The sequence below is a fragment of the Cellulosimicrobium sp. KWT-B genome, assembly GCF_002127155.1.
GTDB classification, from domain to species: domain Bacteria; phylum Actinomycetota; class Actinomycetes; order Actinomycetales; family Cellulomonadaceae; genus Cellulosimicrobium; species Cellulosimicrobium funkei.
In genome coordinates, this window is record NZ_NEDO01000003.1 from 648575 (window position 1) to 664705 (window position 16131).

General features: G+C 73.1%; 14 protein-coding genes and 1 pseudogene. 9 read left to right on the forward strand and 6 right to left on the reverse strand.

The window, feature by feature from the left end:
• Positions 1 to 11 precede the first annotated feature (11 nt).
• Positions 12 to 1238 (reverse strand): pyrophosphate--fructose-6-phosphate 1-phosphotransferase, encoded by a 1227-nt coding sequence (locus tag B9L22_RS12850; RefSeq protein WP_043658209.1) that lies wholly within the window; start codon positions 1236 to 1238, stop codon positions 12 to 14.
• Positions 1239 to 1348: 110 nt separating this feature from the next.
• Complete coding sequence (locus tag B9L22_RS12855; RefSeq protein ID WP_228075234.1) at positions 1349 to 2134, reverse strand: 1-acyl-sn-glycerol-3-phosphate acyltransferase; 786 nt, start codon at positions 2132 to 2134, stop codon at positions 1349 to 1351.
• Between the two features lie 57 nt (positions 2135 to 2191).
• Here B9L22_RS12855 and B9L22_RS12860 point away from each other — a divergent pair, with 57 nt between their 5' ends.
• Complete coding sequence (locus B9L22_RS12860; protein WP_086150632.1) at positions 2192 to 2836, forward strand: hypothetical protein; 645 nt, start codon at positions 2192 to 2194, stop codon at positions 2834 to 2836.
• 37 nt (positions 2837 to 2873) lie between these two features.
• Here B9L22_RS12860 and B9L22_RS12865 read toward each other — a convergent pair whose 3' ends face one another.
• A complete protein-coding gene (locus tag B9L22_RS12865; protein WP_043658218.1) occupies positions 2874 to 3821 on the reverse strand; it encodes an ROK family glucokinase in 948 nt (315 codons plus the stop codon).
• A 251-nt stretch (positions 3822 to 4072) separates the two neighbouring features.
• Here B9L22_RS12865 and B9L22_RS12870 point away from each other — a divergent pair, with 251 nt between their 5' ends.
• Positions 4073 to 5890 carry a long-chain fatty acid--CoA ligase gene (locus B9L22_RS12870; RefSeq protein WP_086150633.1) on the forward strand — a complete coding sequence of 606 codons (1818 nt, stop codon included), beginning with the start codon at positions 4073 to 4075 and terminating at the stop codon, positions 5888 to 5890.
• Positions 5891 to 5958: 68 nt separating this feature from the next.
• On the opposite strand, the gene B9L22_RS12875 is transcribed toward B9L22_RS12870, so the two are convergent.
• Complete coding sequence (locus B9L22_RS12875; RefSeq protein WP_086150634.1) at positions 5959 to 7284, reverse strand: NYN domain-containing protein; 1326 nt, start codon at positions 7282 to 7284, stop codon at positions 5959 to 5961.
• Between the two features lie 186 nt (positions 7285 to 7470).
• Between B9L22_RS12875 and B9L22_RS12880 the strand changes: the two genes are divergently transcribed.
• Both B9L22_RS12880 and B9L22_RS12885 read left to right on the forward strand, forming a co-directional pair.
• Complete coding sequence (locus B9L22_RS12880; RefSeq protein ID WP_086150635.1) at positions 7471 to 9327, forward strand: DEDD exonuclease domain-containing protein; 1857 nt, start codon at positions 7471 to 7473, stop codon at positions 9325 to 9327.
• Positions 9306 to 9587 (forward strand): Lrp/AsnC family transcriptional regulator, encoded by a 282-nt coding sequence (locus tag B9L22_RS12885; RefSeq protein WP_034654744.1) that lies wholly within the window; start codon positions 9306 to 9308, stop codon positions 9585 to 9587. The genes B9L22_RS12880 and B9L22_RS12885 overlap by 22 nt, the downstream gene beginning before the upstream one ends.
• A 7-nt stretch (positions 9588 to 9594) precedes the next feature.
• On the opposite strand, the gene trpD is transcribed toward B9L22_RS12885, so the two are convergent.
• Complete coding sequence (gene trpD / locus B9L22_RS12890) at positions 9595 to 10692, reverse strand: anthranilate phosphoribosyltransferase (protein WP_086150636.1); 1098 nt, start codon at positions 10690 to 10692, stop codon at positions 9595 to 9597.
• A gap of 34 nt (positions 10693 to 10726) precedes the next feature.
• A complete protein-coding gene (locus B9L22_RS12895; RefSeq protein ID WP_021481151.1) occupies positions 10727 to 11164 on the reverse strand; it encodes a response regulator transcription factor in 438 nt (145 codons plus the stop codon).
• Between the two features lie 317 nt (positions 11165 to 11481).
• Here B9L22_RS12895 and B9L22_RS12900 point away from each other — a divergent pair, with 317 nt between their 5' ends.
• The 5 genes and pseudogenes from B9L22_RS12900 to B9L22_RS12920 form a co-directional block, all read left to right on the forward strand.
• Positions 11482 to 12132: a heme-copper oxidase subunit III gene (locus B9L22_RS12900; protein WP_021481150.1), complete on the forward strand. Its 651-nt coding sequence runs from the start codon at positions 11482 to 11484 to the stop codon at positions 12130 to 12132.
• Positions 12133 to 12205: 73 nt separating this feature from the next.
• Positions 12206 to 12985 (forward strand): c-type cytochrome, encoded by a 780-nt coding sequence (locus B9L22_RS12905; protein WP_021481149.1) that lies wholly within the window; start codon positions 12206 to 12208, stop codon positions 12983 to 12985.
• The gene (locus B9L22_RS12910) at positions 12982 to 14043 is read left to right on the forward strand and encodes a ubiquinol-cytochrome c reductase iron-sulfur subunit (RefSeq protein ID WP_043658258.1); all 1062 of its coding nucleotides are present in this window, start codon (positions 12982 to 12984) and stop codon (positions 14041 to 14043) included. Before B9L22_RS12905 ends, B9L22_RS12910 begins: the two co-directional genes overlap by 4 nt.
• A complete protein-coding gene (locus B9L22_RS12915; protein WP_021481147.1) occupies positions 14040 to 15794 on the forward strand; it encodes a cytochrome bc complex cytochrome b subunit in 1755 nt (584 codons plus the stop codon). The genes B9L22_RS12910 and B9L22_RS12915 overlap by 4 nt, the downstream gene beginning before the upstream one ends.
• 192 nt (positions 15795 to 15986) lie before the next feature.
• A pseudogene (locus tag B9L22_RS12920) lies at positions 15987 to 16131 on the forward strand (superoxide dismutase); the annotation flags it as partial.

Consider the following 16131-nt stretch of genomic DNA (forward strand, 5'->3'; position numbering starts at 1 on the left):
GGTGGTGCCGGTCAGTGGGCCGCGGGCGCCGCGGGCACGAGCGGCTGGCCGATGCCCTCGAGGAGCTCGCCGAACCACTGCTGCGACACGTCGAACGCCTTGCCGCCGGCGATGCGCGGGAACTCGATGGCGCGCAGGCGGTCGCCGTTCTCCTCGTCGTGGCCGATGACGCCCGACTCGCCGCGCAGCGCGCACTCGACCGCGAGGTCGGTCATCGACTTGATGAGGCGCAGGTCCTCGGCGTTCGCGGCGGCCGCGCGCGAGAAGTAGCCGGACTTCTGGACCATGACCTTCTCGGCGCCCAGCTTGTCGGCGAACTGCTTGGCGAACCACTGACCCGGGTTGACCGTGTCGAGCTTGACGTGGCCGAACGGGTCGCGCTGGACCTCCTCGCCCGCCGCCTCGAGCTGCGCCACGATCTCGTGCATGCCGGCGCCCTCGGACAGGAAGATGTTCACGTTGCCCTGCTCGTCCATGATCGCCTTGAGGCGCTCGGCCTCGGCGTCGATGTCGAGCGCGAGCTCCGGCAGGAAGACCGCGTGGACGTCCCAGCGCTCGCGCGTCAGGCCGAGGGCCGGGGCCCACTCCTGGGCGTCGAGCCACTTGCGGTACTCGGCGGCGGACGCCGCGGTGAGCCAGCCGCAGTGCCGCCCCATGACCTCGTGCACGATGAGCATGCGCGGGCCCGAGCGGTGCTCGCCGATGACGTTGGCGGCGAAGCCCGCGGCCTCCTCGGCGGCGGTCCACGCGCCGAGCGACTGACGGATCGGGATCACGTCGTTGTCGATCGTCTTCGGCAGGCCCACGACCGTGAGCTCGTAGCCGTTCTCGTGGAGGTACGCGGCGAGGTCGGCCGCGGTCGTGTTCGTGTCGTCGCCGCCGATCGTGTGCAGCACGTCGACGCCGTCCGCCTTGAGCTGCTCCGCGGCGACCTGCAGCGGGTCCTGGCCCTCCTGGACGAGGCCGCGCTTGACGCAGTCGGCCGCGTTGGTGAGCTTGACTCGCGAGTTGCCGATCGGCGAGCCGCCGAAGCGGTGCAGGATCCCCGCCTGCTTGCGCCCCTCGGAGTCCACGACGATCTTCGTGCCGGTCAGCAGGCCGTGGTAGCCGTACTGGTAGGCGATGATCTCGATCTCCGGGTCGAGCTCCGTGTACCGCTCGATGAGACCCCCGACCGCGGAGGACAGGCACGGGGCGAAACCGCCCGCGGTGAGGAGGGCGACGCGACGAACCGACATGTGAACTCAGAACCTCTCGTAGGACGGATCCTGGCCGGACGGACGCGGTCCGGCGGGGTGGCGGCGACGGGGCTCGGGCCCTGCACGGGCCCGGCGCGACCGGCCGTCGCTCAGTCTACTGACGCCGCGCCGGGCTCCGGCGGCGGTTCCGGGACCTGGACGTCCGGGGCGGGACGCCCGCCGGGTGCTCCGCCCGCCACCTCGGACTCGGTGTGGCCCGCCGCGAGGCGCGCCTTGGCCGTGGCCGCGTAGATGTCGACGTACTCCTGCCCGGACAGCCGCATGATCGCGTACTGGATCTCGTCGGCGACGGCGCGCAGGATGAAGCGGTCGTTCTCCATGCCGCGGTAGCGCGAGAAGTCGAGCGGCTCGCCGATGACGACCCCGATGCGCATGGGCGTGGGGATGACCTTGCCGATCGGCTGGGCGATGTTCGTCCCGACCATCGCGACCGGGACCACCGGGGCGCCCGACTCGAGCGCGAGGCGCGCGACGCCCGTCTTGCCGCGGTACAGCCGTCCGTCCGGGCTGCGCGTGCCCTCCGGGTAGATGCCGAACAGGTCGCCCTCGCGCAGGACGCGCAGGCCCGTCTCGAGTGCGGCCTCGCTCGCCTTGCCGCCCGCGCGGTCCACGGGGATCGTCCCGACGCCGCGCATGAAGCCCGCGGTCAGGCGGCCTTTGACGCCCGTCCCCGTGAAGTAGTCGGACTTGCCGAGGAACTGGACCTTGCGGTCGAGGACGAGCGGCAGGATGAACGAGTCGATCACCGCGAGGTGGTTGCTCGCGAGGATGGCACCGCCCTCGTCCGGCACGTGCTCGACGCCCCGCGTCCAGGGACGGTACAGGAGCCGCAGGATCGGGCCGACCATCACCTGCTTCATGAACCAGTAGAACAACGTTCCTCCTCGCGGGGTCCCGGCGCGGGACGTGCATCCGACTCTAGAGTGATTCCCATGGCCGCACCGAACGCCCAGCCGGACTCCCCGCAGCCCGACGACGTCCCCGACCCCACGCCCGACGACGCGGCGCCGGGTGCGGACCACCCTGCCGCCGACGACGGGGAGGCGACGGCGCCGCGCGACGAGGCGCCCGAGCCCGCCCTCGACGTGGACGCCCGGTGGGCCGGCATCGTGGCCGAGCTCGCGGACCTGTCCGAGCTCGACCGGTCAGATCCGGGCGCCCGGGCGGGCGATGACGACCCCCGCACCGCGCAGGACCCGGCGGCCGGGGCGCCCGAGGGCTCCCCGCGCAGCGGCCGCGACGTGCTCGGGTCCGTGCCCGTGGCGCCCTGGGTGCGCCCGACGGGGCCGCGGGACTGGCCCACGACGCCCGAGGTCGAGGACCTCGAGGAGGCCGAGAGCCACTTCGTGCCCCCGGACCCGCCGCTCGTCCTCGGGCGCGACCCGCTCCTGACGATGGCGTGGGCGCTCGTCGTCGGCGTGCCGATCCTGCTGCTCGTCGTGCTGGTCGTGGCGCGCCCGTACCCCGTGCTCGTCGCGCAGGTGGGCGGTGGCGCCTTCCTCGTGGGGCTCGCGATCCTGCTCTGGCGCATGCCGCACCGGCGGGACGACGACCGGGGGCCGGGCGCCGTCGTCTGACGCCCGCGCCTCCCCCGCACCGCGCCCGCGCCGCCCGTCAGCGGCGCGCGAGGTCCGCGGCGCCGACGATGCCCGCCTCGTTGCCGTGCTCGGCGAGCTCGATCCGCGCCTCCGGGCGGTGCCCGCGCGCCGAGAGCTGGTCGGCGAACGCGCGCCGCACCGGCTGGAGCAGGAGGTCGCCCGCCGCGCCGACGCCGCCGCCGATGACGATGAGCTCAGGGTCGAGCAGCGCCGTGACCGACGCCGCGCCCTCGCCGATCCAGCGGCCGAGGTTCGCGAGCAGCTCGACCGCGAGGTCGTCGCCCTCCTGCGCGGCCTGCGTGATCTGGGGGCCGTTGAGCTTGTCCGGGTCTCCGCCACAGATCTCGAGCAGGCGCGTCGCGCGGTCCGGCTGGGCGATGAGGGCGTTCTGCCCGTCGCGCACGAGGGCGCGCCCGGACGCGTACTGCTCCCAGCAGCCCTCGTGGCCGCAGCCGCAGTAGTGCCCGCCGGGGACGACGCGCATGTGGCCGACCTCCGCCGCGACGCCCCACTTGCCGCGCACGAGCTCGCGGTCGACGACGATCGCGCCCCCGAGCCCCGTGCCGACCGTGAGCATGAGCATGTCGGTCGCGTCGCGCGCGACGCCGAACTGGAACTCCGCCCAGCCCGCCGCGTTCGCGTCGTTCTCCACGACGATCGGGACGTCGACGTCGCCGATGAGCTCGCGCACGTTGCGCGCCAGCGGGTACTCGCGCCACGCGATGTTCGGCGCGAAGAGCACCGAGGTGCGGTCCGGGCTGACGAAGCCGGCTGCCGCGAGGCCCATCGCGCCGACCTCGTGGTCGGCGGTGAGCTCGGCATAGACGTCGGCGATGGCGCGGTCGATGCTCGCGACGTCGTCGGGCTCGGTGTCGCGGCGCGTCTGGACGAGGATCTCGCCCTTCTCGTCGACGACCCCGGCCGCGATCTTCGTCCCGCCGATGTCCACCCCGATGGCGTGCATGTCCCGTCCTCTACTTGCTCGGTTCCGCTGACTGCAAGGTCTCGCTGCGGGTGCTCGCCCGCTCACGGACCACGCACGACGACGGGGCCTCGACCCCGCGCCACGGGTCGGGCCACCGGAACTCCGCGCCCGCGCGAAACGTTGCGCAAGCAGCGCACAGCACCTGAAGCCTACCGACAACGGCAGGTCTCGGGCACACGCCGCCACTGGGTAGGGTTCTCCCACCGTCGACTACTGCCACTGGAGCCAGAATGGACGAGATCAGCGCCCCACGGATCGTCGAAGTCGATCCCTCGAAGAACCTCAACGACCTCCTCGCGAGCCGCGTCGCGGCCGACCCGGCCGCGCCGATGGTCGAGCGCCGCACGGGTGCCGACGGTGCGTGGCAGGCGCTCAGCGCGCGCGACTTCGACGCCGAGGTCGTCGCCGTCGCGAAGGGGCTCGTCGCCCGCGGCATCCAGCCGGGCGACCACGTGGGCATCATGTCGCGCACGCGCTACGAGTGGACGCTGCTCGACTGGGCGACGTGGGCGGCGGGCGCCGTGCCCGTGCCGCTCTACGAGACGTCGAGCCCGGAGCAGGTGCAGTGGATCCTCTCGGACGCGGACGTGCGCCTGCTCGTCGTGGAGACCGAGGCCCACGCGGCGACGGTCGAGGAGGTGCGCGACCAGGCCCCGGCCCTGCAGGACGTGCTGGCGATCGACGCGGGCGCGATCGCCACGCTCACGGCCGACGGCGCCGGCGTGGACGACGCCGAGATCGTGCGCCGGCGCGGCCTGGCCGACCTCGCGGACGTCGCGACGATCATCTACACGTCCGGCACGACCGGCCGTCCCAAGGGCGCGGAGCTCACGCACCAGAACTTCTACTCCCTCACGGTCAACGCCGTGGCCGCCGTGCCCGAGGTCTTCGGGGAGCCGGGCGGCCGCACGCTGCTGTTCATGCCGCTCGCCCACGTGTTCGCGCGGTTCATCGGCGTGCTCGTCGTGGCCGGCGGCACGGTGCTGGGCCACACGCCGGACACCAAGACGCTGCTCGAGGACCTCGGCACGTTCAAGCCGACGTACATCCTCTCGGTGCCGCGCGTCTTCGAGAAGGTCTACAACTCCTCGGAGCAGAAGGCGGCCGCGGGCGGCAAGCTGAAGATCTTCCACTGGGCCGCCGCGACCGCGATCGCGTACTCGCGCGCGCTCGACGAGCCGTCGGGGCCGGGCATCGGGCTGCGCCTGCAGCACAAGGTCGCGGACGCGCTCGTCTTCAAGAAGCTCCGGCACGCGCTCGGCGGCCGCGCGAAGTACGCGGTCTCCGGCGGCGCGCCGCTCGGCGAGCGCCTCGGCCACTTCTACCGCGGCATCGGCGTGCGGATCCTCGAGGGCTACGGCCTCACCGAGTCGACGGCACCGACGAGCGTCAACCGCCCCGGGAACACGAAGATCGGGACCGTCGGCGAGCAGCTCCCCGGCTGCGACGCCCGGATCGCCGAGGACGGCGAGATCCTCCTGCGCGGGGACCACATCTTCCGCGGCTACCACAACAACGAGCAGGCGACCGCGGACGCGTTCGTCGACGGCTGGTTCCGCACCGGTGACCTCGGCTCGCTCGACGAGGACGGCTTCCTGCGCATTACCGGGCGCAAGAAGGAGATCATCGTCACCGCGGGCGGGAAGAACGTCGCGCCCGCCGTCCTCGAGGACCGGATCCGCGCGCACGCGCTCGTCTCGCAGTGCGTCGTCGTGGGCGACCAGAAGCCGTTCATCGGCGCCCTGGTGACGCTCGACCCGGAGGGCCTGCCCGGCTGGGCGAGCATGCACGGCAAGGAGCCGCTGACCGTCGAGCAGGCGGCCAAGGACCCGGACGTCCTCGCCGCCCTCGACGCCGCGGTCACGCGCGCGAACCAGGCGGTGTCCCGCGCCGAGTCGATCCGCAAGTTCACGGTCCTCACGACGGACTTCACGGTCGAGAACGGCTACCTCACGCCGTCGCTCAAGGTGAAGCGCAGCGAGGTGCTCAAGGACTTCGCGGCCGACGTCGAGGCGATCTACGTGGACGGGCCTGCACCCGTCCGCTGACACGACTCGGGGCCCTCGCCCCACGTACCACGGCCCTCCCCGGCAGCACGCCGGGGAGGGCCGCGTCGTCAGCGGCGCGCGAGCCGCGCCAGGAGCGCGTGGGCCGGGACGCACGCCGCGCCCATCGCCTGCACGTCGTCGGCGACGGCGCGGTCGCTCGTCACGACGACGATCGGGCGCCCGGGCGGCTCGGCGGCGACCAGGCGCCGGATGAGGTCGTCCGCGATCTCCCCCGACGAGAACAGCACGCGCACGCCGCGCGGGGCGTGCACCGGCCGGGGGCCGCCGTCGGCGCCGTCGAAGCACACGGTGACCTCCGTGCCGGCGGCGGCCACGCGGAGCAGGCCGGCGAGGAGGCGGTCGCGCTGGTCCGCGAGCGACAGCTCGCCGTAGCCCGTCTTCGTCACGTTGTAGCCGTCGACGACCAGGTGCGTCCGCGGGACCGACAGCAGGTCGTCGACGAGAGCCGGGTCGTCCGCCGCGCGGCCGCGCGAGCCCGGCCGGGGACGCGCCACGTCCGGCAGCCCGGCCGCGACGTCGTCCGCCGGGGTCGTGGTCGACGGGCCGAGCGCGAGCTCGCGCCGGAGCCCCGCCGCCGCGTCGACCACCGTGTCCAGCAGGAGCCGCGCCCGGGCCGTGGCGAGGTCGGCCGACGACGTCCGCGCCCGGCGCGCCTCGTCCCGCTCCGCGCGCGCCCGGGCCAGTTCGACGGCGGCCGCGCGACGTTCCTCGCGCGCGTCCCGCAGCGCGGCCTCGGCGGCGTCCCGCTCCCCCCGCGCCGCCCGCTCGGCGGCCCGCGCCTCGGCCCGCGCCCGGTCCGCGTCCGCGCGCAGCCGGCGCTCGGTCCGGCGTACCGCGGCGAGCTCGGCCGTCGCGGCCTCCGCGCGCGCGTCGGCGTCGCGGGCACGCGCCTGGAGCTCCTCGACCTGGCGCGCGAGCCGGTCGCGCTCGACGCGGAGGCGGGCCGCGTCGTCCCGGGCCGACCGGTCCGCCCGGAGGGTGTCGTCGAGCGAGCGAGCGCGCTCCACCTCCGCCTGCCAGCCGTCGGGCCGGAGGAGGAAGGCACCCGCCGCCCGCTCGCGCGCCTGCGCCGGGGACAGGCCGTCCGGGGGCGCGGCGTCGGGCTCCGGCTCGCTGTCGTGCTCGCGGGACCAGGCCGCGGCGACCGCGTGCCGGAACCCCGCGTCGTCGACCAGGGCCCGCCACAGGGGCGCCGCGCCGGCCGTCGCCCGCCGCCGGGGCGCGAACGCCCGCACCCGTTGGAGCGCGACCGGGACGAGGGCCGCGTCGAGCGCGCCGAGCGCGTCCGCCGCGGCGGCCACGAGGAGGCTGCGGACCGACGGCGGCACGTCCGGCTCCGCGGGCAGGGCGTCCTCCGGTCCGTCGGCCACCATGCGCCGCGCCTCCTCCGCACCTCGTCCGCGGGTCACCACGGGCGCTTCGTCCCTGATCGTCCTGATTCTCTCGGTCCCACCCTATGCCGCCCGGGGACGCGCGCCCCGGCTCCCGGCCTTCGTGTCGGCGGGCGGCCGACGGACCTCGCGGCGGCGGTGTCGGTGGCCCTCGCTAGCCTCGCCGCCATGTCGTCCGGACCCGCCCTCGCCGCCCCCCGCGCCGGGTCCGCACCGCAGGGCGTCCCCGTCCAGCCCACGCTCGAGGACCTCCGCACGCCGCTGCACGAGGTGACGTTCGTCGTCGTCGACCTCGAGACGACCGGCGGCTCCCCCGCGGGCGCCGGTATCACGGAGATCGGCGCGGTGAAGGTGCGCGGCGGCGAGGTGCTCGGCGAGTTCCAGACGCTCGTCGACCCCGGGGTGCCCGTGCCCGCCTTCGTCGCCCGGCTCACCGGCATCACGTCGTCCATGGTCGCCACCGCGCCCCGCATCGAGGCCGTCCTGCCCAGCTTCCTCGAGTTCGCGCGCGGCGCCGTGCTCGTCGCGCACAACGCGCCGTTCGACATCTCGTTCCTCAAGGCCGCGTGCCGCTCCGCGGGCTACGACTGGCCCGGGAACCAGGTGCTCGACACCGTGCCCCTCGCACGGCGGGTCGTCACGCGCGACGAGGCGCCGAACCACAAGCTCGCGACGCTCGCGGCCCTCTTCCGCGCCACCGTCACGCCGGACCACCGCGCGCTCGCCGACGCACGCGCCACCGTCGACGTGCTGCACGCGCTCCTCGGCCGCCTCGGCCCGCTCGGCGTGACGCACCTGGAGGACCTCGCCGGGGCGACGGACCCCGTGCCGCAGGACGTGCGCCGCAAGCGCCACCTCGCCGACGGCCTACCGGACGCGCCCGGCGTCTACCTCTTCCGCGGCCCCGGCGACGAGGTGCTGTACGTCGGCACGTCGACGTCGATCCGGCGCCGCGTGCGGTCGTACTTCACGCGCTCGGAGAAGCGCGGGCGCATCACCGAGATGGTGCGCATCGCGCACGCCGTCACGCCCGTCGTGTGCGCGACGCCGCTCGAGGCGCAGGTCCGCGAGCTGCGCCTCATCGCCGAGCACGCGCCGCGGTACAACCGCCGGTCACGGCACCCGGAGCGCATGACGTGGGTCCGGCTCACCGACGAGGCGTACCCGCGCCTCTCGCTGGTCCGCGACGTCCGTGCACCGGCGGCGCACATCGGCCCGTTCGCCTCGCGGCACCAGGCCCAGGCCGCCGTGGACGCCCTGCACGACACCTTCGCGCTGCGCCAGTGCACCCGGCGTCTCCCCGTCGTCGCCTCGCCCGGCGCGACGGCGTGCGTGCTCGCCGAGATGGGCCGCTGCTCCGCCCCGTGCACGACGACCGAGCGCGACGCGGGCTACGGCGACGTCGCGGCGGGCGCACGCGAGGCCTTCGAGGGCGACCCGTCGCGCGTGGTCGCCGAGCTCGGGCGCCGCATCGTGGCGCTCTCGCGCGACGAGCGCTTCGAGCAGGCCGGCGAGCTCACCCAGCGCCTGCGCGCCTTCCTCACGGGTGCGGCGCGCGCGCAGCGGCTCGCCCCGCTCGCCGCGTGCGCCGAGCTCGTCGCCGCGCGCCCGACGGACGCCGGTGGATGGGAGGTCGTCGTCGTGCGGCACGCGCGGCTCGCCGCGACGGGCATCAGCGCCCCGGGCACCGACCCGTGGCCGCTCGTGCACGCGCTCGTCGCGACGGCCGAGACGGTGGCACCACCCGTGCCGCCGGCCCCCGCGAGCCATCCGCACGAGGCCGAGATCCTGCTGTCGTGGCTCCAGGAACCCGGGGTGCGGATCGTCGACGTCACGGGTCCCTGGGCGTGCCCGGTCCGCTCGGCCGGGTCGCACGTGGACCTCGCGGCCACGGCCCGCCACGTCGCGCGCCACGCGGACGCCGACGGCGCCGACCTGGCCCACGCGTCGGCCGGGCCGACCGTAGAGTGGTCGCCTGACGACGACCCGTCCCCGGAGGAACCATGCTCACCGCCATCGTCCTGATCGACACCGACCCCGCACGCATCCCCGAGGTGGCGTCGGAGGTCGCGGACCTGCGCGGCGTCAGCGAGGTCTACTCGGTGACGGGCAAGGCGGACCTCGTCGCGATGGTGCGGGTCCAGGAGCACGACCAGCTCGCCGACGTCATCGCGGACCGCATCAGCAAGGTCCAGGGCGTCGTCCGCACCGAGACGTTCATCGCGTTCCGCGCCTACTCGAACGTCGACCTCGAGCAGGCGTTCGCCCTCGGCCTCGACGACTGACCGGCGGTCAGTCGCGCGCCGCGGCCTCAGCCCAGCGGGCGAGCGCCGCGCGCGCGGCACCGGAGTCGACGCTGCGGGCCGCGACGTCGTAGGCCGCGCGCAGCCGCTCGACGAGCGAACCCTCCGCGGTACCGGGCAGCGTGCCGTCGGCGACGAGGCCCGCGGCCGCGTTGAGCAGCACCGTCTCGCGCACCGCGCCCGGCTCTCCCGCGAGGAACCGCCGCGCGACGTCGGCGTTGTGCGCCGCGTTCCCGCCCCGCAGGTCCTCGACGGTGACGGGCGTCAGCGCGAGGTCGGCGACGGGGTCGATGCGGTGCTCCGTCACGGCGCCGTCGCGCACCTCCCACACCGTGGCGCCGCCGGTCGCCGCGAGCTCGTCGAGGCCGTCGTCGCCGCGGAACACGAGCGCCGACGTGCCGCGCCCGGCGAGCACGCCGGCGATGAGCGGCGCCATCCGGGCGTCGGCCACGCCGATCGCGGCCGCGCGCGGCTGCGCGGGGTTCGTCAGGGGGCCGAGCACGTTGAACGCCGTCGGGATGCCGAGCTCCTTGCGCGCGACGCCCGCGTGCCGCATCGACGGGTGGAACACCATGGCGAAGCAGAAGGTGATCCCCGCCTCCTGCGCGATGCGCGCCACGCGCTCGGGACCGTGGTCGAGCCGGATCCCGAGCTCCTCGAGCACGTCCGCGGCGCCCGACGACGACGTCGCGGCGCGGTTGCCGTGCTTGACGACGCGCACGCCCGCGCCCGCGATGACGAGCGACGCCATCGTCGAGATGTTCACGGTGTGGGCGCGGTCGCCGCCCGTGCCGACGATGTCCACGGCGGGCCCGTCCACGGAGAAGCGGCTCGCGTGCGCGAGCATCGCGTCGGCGAGACCGGTGAGCTCGGCGACCGTCTCGCCCTTCGCGCGCAGCGCGACGAGGAAGCTCGCGAGCCTCACGGGCGAGACCTCGCCCGACATGACCTGGTCCATGGCCCACGCGGTGCGCTCGGCGTCGAGGTCGTTCCCCGCGACGAGCTCGGTGAGCAGACCGGGCCAGGTGAGCCCCGCACCCGTCGAGTCGCTCGTGGTCGAGGCGGCAGGGTGCGGGGTGGCGGTCACGGGTGGCCCTTCGGCTGGTCGGTCTCCTGGTCGGCTACCGCGTGCCGGAGGCGCGCAGCAGGTCGGCGACGGCGCGCTGGAGGGCGACCGCGTCGAACGGCCGGGGCACCGCGTCGTCGGCGAGCGACCACGATGCTAGCCAACCGTCCTGCGGCCTGCCGGTGAGGACCAGGACCGGCGGGCACGCGTAGATCTCGTTCTTGAGCTGGCGGCACAGACCCATGCCCCCGGCCTTGTCGGCCTCGCCGTCCAGGACCAGCAGGTCCCACCCGCCGGCGTCCGCCGACGCCACGACCGCCGCCGGGGTGGCCACCTCGTGCCACTCGATCTCCGGCTGCCCCGCGCCCAGCCGCCGCCCGACGGCGAGCAGCACCTGCTCGCGCACGGTCACGTCGTCGCTGTAGAGCAGGATGCGCGGCGCGCGCGGGGTCACGTCCGTGTCCCCGTGCGTCGTCGTCACGGTCGTCGTCATCGTCGTCACCGTCGCCTTCGTCGTTCCCTCGGGTGGGCCCGGGAGCGCGCGGCGCCGCGTGTGGCGGACGCACGTCCCGACTGGCATCTTGGCACGTCGGAGCGCTCCGCAGCACCCCTGCGGCGGGTCGCGCGCCGACCGGCGGCGGACCGGGGACCAAGGGCCCTGGCCCGCGTCCCGGACGCCCGGGTTTCATGGCACTCGGACGGTTTCCGTCACCAAGTGCAGGTCTCCGTGGGAAGCTCTGGAGACATTGTGAGATTCACCGCCTCCGGGCTGCCGTCTGCGTGCCGCGAAGCTGAGGTTCGTCGGCCATAATGGCTCCTGTGTCGACCGCAACGGCTGCCCCCCACGCCCATCAGCACGTGAGCGTCAACCGACCGAACCCCGTCTCGGTCGGGACGATCGTGTGGCTGGCCAGCGAGCTCATGTTCTTCGCCGGCCTCTTCGCCATGTACTTCACGGTCCGCGCCGTGATGCCCGCCGACGAGTGGGCCCTCGAGGCGGACAAGCTCAACCTGACCTTCGCGGCGATCAACACGACCGTCCTGGTGCTGTCGTCGGTGACGTGCCAGATGGGCGTGTGGGCCGCCGAGCGCTTCCAGCCCGTCCGCACCGGCTCGATCTTCCAGGTGAACCGCTGGGGGATGAACGAGTGGATGACGCTGACGTTCCTCATGGGCGCGTTCTTCATCGGTGGTCAGATCTTCGAGTACGCCGAGCTCGTCGAGCACGGCGTGTCGATCTCCTCCACGCCCTACGGCTCCGTCTTCTACATCACGACCGGGTTCCACGGCCTCCACGTCGTCGGCGGCCTGATCGCCTTCCTGTTCCTTCTCGGCCGCTCGTTCTCGGCCAAGAACTTCGGGCACCACGAGGCCACGACGGCCATCGTGACGTCCTACTACTGGCACTTCGTCGACGTCGTGTGGATCGCGCTCTTCTTCGTGATCTACATCTTGCGCTGACGTCGCGCCCGGGGCCCGCCCCGGACCGCCCACCCGCCCCCTGCTCCCCCACCTGCGAGACGAGGATCATTTCGTGAAGGCACTCGCCGCCCGCAGACACCACCGCTTCGCGCCGGTCGTGCTGCTGCTGCTGGCGCTGCTGGTCACCGGTGGCGTCTACGCCGCCTTTGCCCCGACTTCGGCCAACGCCGAGACCGCCAGCACCGAGGACATCGAGACCGGCCAGAAGCTGTTCCAGGCCAACTGCGCCACGTGCCACGGGCCGAACGCCGAGGGCACGGCCACCGCGCCCTCGCTCGTCGGTGTCGGCGCCGCGTCGGTCGACTTCCAGGTGTCCACCGGCCGCATGCCCATGCAGATGGACGGTCCGCAGGCCATCCAGAAGCCGCGCCAGTTCGACGAGGAGCAGACGGCGCAGCTCGCCGCCTACGTCGCGTCGCTCGGCGCCGGCCCCGCGATCCCCACGGACGAGCAGGTCGACGCAGCGCTGGGCGACCCGGCCAACGGTGCCGCGGTCTTCCGCACCAACTGCGCGATGTGCCACAACGCGATCGGTGCGGGCGGTGCCCTCTCCGAGGGCAAGTTCGCTCCCCCGCTGTGGGACACCTCGGAGCGCAACATCTACCAGGCGATGCTCACCGGCCCGCAGTCGATGCCGGTCTTCAACGACGCCACCGTGACGCCCGAGGAGAAGCGGGACGTCATCGCGTTCCTCGCCGAGCAGCGCGACGGCTCCGCCGGCGGTCTGTCGCTCGGGTCGCTCGGTCCGGTCAGCGAGGGCCTGTGGGCCTGGATCGTCGGAATGGGCCTCCTCATCGGGGCCGCAGTGTGGATCGGAGCGAAGTCCTCGTGAGCGACTACCAGAGCCCCCGCTCGTCCGAGTCCTCGCACCGCGAGGTCGGGCACCGCGAGGAGCACGGCACCCTCGACACGTTCCCGGACCCCGGTCTGCCGGAGCACAAGAGCCGCATGGCCGACCGCGACCCGAAGGCGTCGAAGCGCGGCGAGCGTCAGGTCGCCGCCCTCTTCGGGATCTCGGTCATCGGCACCATCGCCGCCCTCGTCGTCTACTTCGTGATCCCGCCGGACGGGACCACCGCGGGCGTCCGCCTCTCGACGGTGACGCTCGGCGTCGCCATCGCGTTCGCCCTGCTCGGCATCGGCTTCGGCGCGGTGCACTGGGCCAAGGTCCTCATGTCCGACCACGAGAAGGTGGACGAGCGCCACCCCATCGCGAGCGACCCCGAGACGCGCACCGCCGCGCTCGCCGAGCTCGACGCGGGCGTCAAGGACTCGGGCATCGCCCGCCGCGGCGTCCTCAAGGGCGCGGTCATCTCCGCCCTCGCGCTCTTCCCGCTCACCATCGCGGTCCCGCTCGTCGGGAGCGTCGGCGGCGACTGGAACGTCTCCAAGTTCAAGCACACCCTCTGGCAGCGGGGCACGCGCCTCGCGATCGACCCCTCGGGCCGGCCCATCAAGGCCGCCGACGTCACCATCGGCTCGGTGGTCCACGTCATCCCCGAGGCCTCGCAGGAGGAGATGCAGTCCCACGAGTGGATCACGGAGAAGGCCAAGGCCGTCGTCCTCCTGGTCCGTCTCGACCCGCGCGACATCGTGTCCGAGCAGGCCCCCGCCGGGGAGAGCTGGTCGTACGACGGCATCGTCGCGTTCTCCAAGATCTGCACGCACGTCGGCTGCCCCGTCGCTCTCTACGAGCAGCAGACGCACCACCTGCTGTGCCCGTGCCACCAGTCGACGTTCGACGTGGCCGACAGCGCCAAGGTGGTCTTCGGCCCCGCGAAGCGGCCCCTGCCGCAGCTGCCGATCACCGTTGATGACGAGGGCTACCTGGTTGCGCAGAGCGACTTCCACGAGCCCATCGGCCCGAGCTTCTGGGAGCGTCTGAAGTGACCACCAGCACCGGAACCGCCGCACCTCGGGCGGCCGCACCGAAGTCAGCCGCGCCGACGACCCCCGCCGGGAAGGCCGCGGACTACCTCGACCAGCGCACCGGCATCGGTGTCGCCGTCAAGGAGTTCGCGCGCAAGGTCTTCCCCGACCACTGGTCGTTCCTCCTGGGCGAGATCGCGCTCTACTCGTTCGTCGTCCTGATCCTCACCGGCATCTTCCTGACGATGTTCTTCGTCCCGAGCATGTCCCTGGTGACCTACCACGGCGAGCCAGCCTCCATGGACGGCGTGCTCATGTCCGACGCGTTCGCGTCGACGCTGCACATGTCGTTCGAGGTCCGCGGCGGACTGCTCATGCGGCAGATCCACCACTGGGCAGCGCTGATCTTCATGGCGTCGATCGTCACGCACATGATGCGCGTGTTCTTCACGGGCGCGTTCCGCAAGCCCCGCGAGGTCAACTGGCTCGTCGGCATGCTGCTCATGATCATGGGCCTCGCCGCCGGCTTCTCCGGCTACTCGCTGCCCGACGACGTCCTGTCGGGCAACGGCCTGCGCATCACCGACGGCGTCGTCAAGGCGATCCCGCTCATCGGCTCGTACATGTCGTACTTCATCTTCGGCGGCGAGTTCCCGGGCGAGCACATCATCCCGAGACTGTTCACGGTCCACATCCTCCTGGTGCCGGGCCTGATCCTCGCGCTCGTCGCGCTCCACCTGTTCTTCGTCGTGCTCCACAAGCACACGCAGTACCCGGGTGGCGGCCGCACGGACACCAACGTGGTCGGCTTCCCGCTGTTCCCCGTGTACGTCGCGAAGGCCGGCGGCTTCTTCTTCGTCGTGTTCGGCATCCTCGCCCTCATGGGCGGCACGATGGCGATCAACAACGTCTGGAACTACGGCCCCTACGACCCGTCACCGGTCTCCGCGGGAGCACAACCCGACTGGTACATGCTGTTCCTCGAAGGGTCCTTGCGACTCATGCCGGGGCAGACGGAGTTCGTGATCGGCGGGTACACGCTGTCGCTGAACGTCCTCATCCCCGCGGTCGTCGTGCCGGGTCTGCTGTTCACGTTCCTCTTCGTCTACCCGTTCCTCGAGTCCGCGGTGACGAAGGACAAGCGCGAGCACCACGTCCTCGACCGCCCGCGCAACGTGCCGGTTCGCACCGGCCTGGGCGTCGCGTTCCTCACGGCGTTCATCATCCTGGCGCTCGCCGGGTCGAACGACCTCATCGCGACGCACTTCCACATGTCGATCAACACGATCACCTGGGCCTTCCGGATCCTGATCTTCGTGGGCCCCTGGTTCGCGTTCTGGGTCACCAAGCGCATCTGCCTCGGGCTGCAGCGCAAGGACCGCGAGCTCGTGCTGCACGGCCACGAGACCGGGCGGATCGTCCGGTTCGCGCACGGCGAGTACATCGAGGTCCACCGCCCGCTCGACGAGCAGGAGCGCTGGCTGCGGGTCAACTACTCCGCCCACGCCCCGCTCGAGATCGAGCCGGCGACGGACTCCCGCGGCGTGCGTCGCAAGGGCTACAAGAAGGACAAGCGTCTCCAGCGCCTGTCGCGGTTCTTCTACGAGGACCGCATCGAGCCCGTAACGCCGGCCGAGCTCGCCGCCGCGCACTCGCACGGTGAGCACGACGCCCTCGAGAGCACGAGCCACGAGCAGATCGAGGCCGGGACCGCCCCCGTCGGCGGCGGTCGGGACCTCGTGGAGCCGGAGAAGGGCGCCGACGAGCGCTGACCTCCGGGTTCCTGCACAGTAGGACGATGACCCGCGACCAGCCCCCTCTTCCAGGTGGGCAGGTCGCGGGTCATCGTCCTTCCTGCCCCGGGGGCGCGACAGCGCCCGCGTGAGGCGGCAGGGACACCGTCAGTTCACTGCCCAGGGACCGTCGGACGACCTCCGGCGGTCCGTACCAGGAGGTACATCCGGATGCCCGCTTACACCCTGCCCGAGCTGTCCTACGACTACGGTGCGCTCGAGCCGCACATCTCCGGGCGGATCATGGAGCTGCACCACTCCAAGCACCACCAGGCCTACGTCACCGGCGCGAACACCGCCCTGGAGAAGCTCGCCG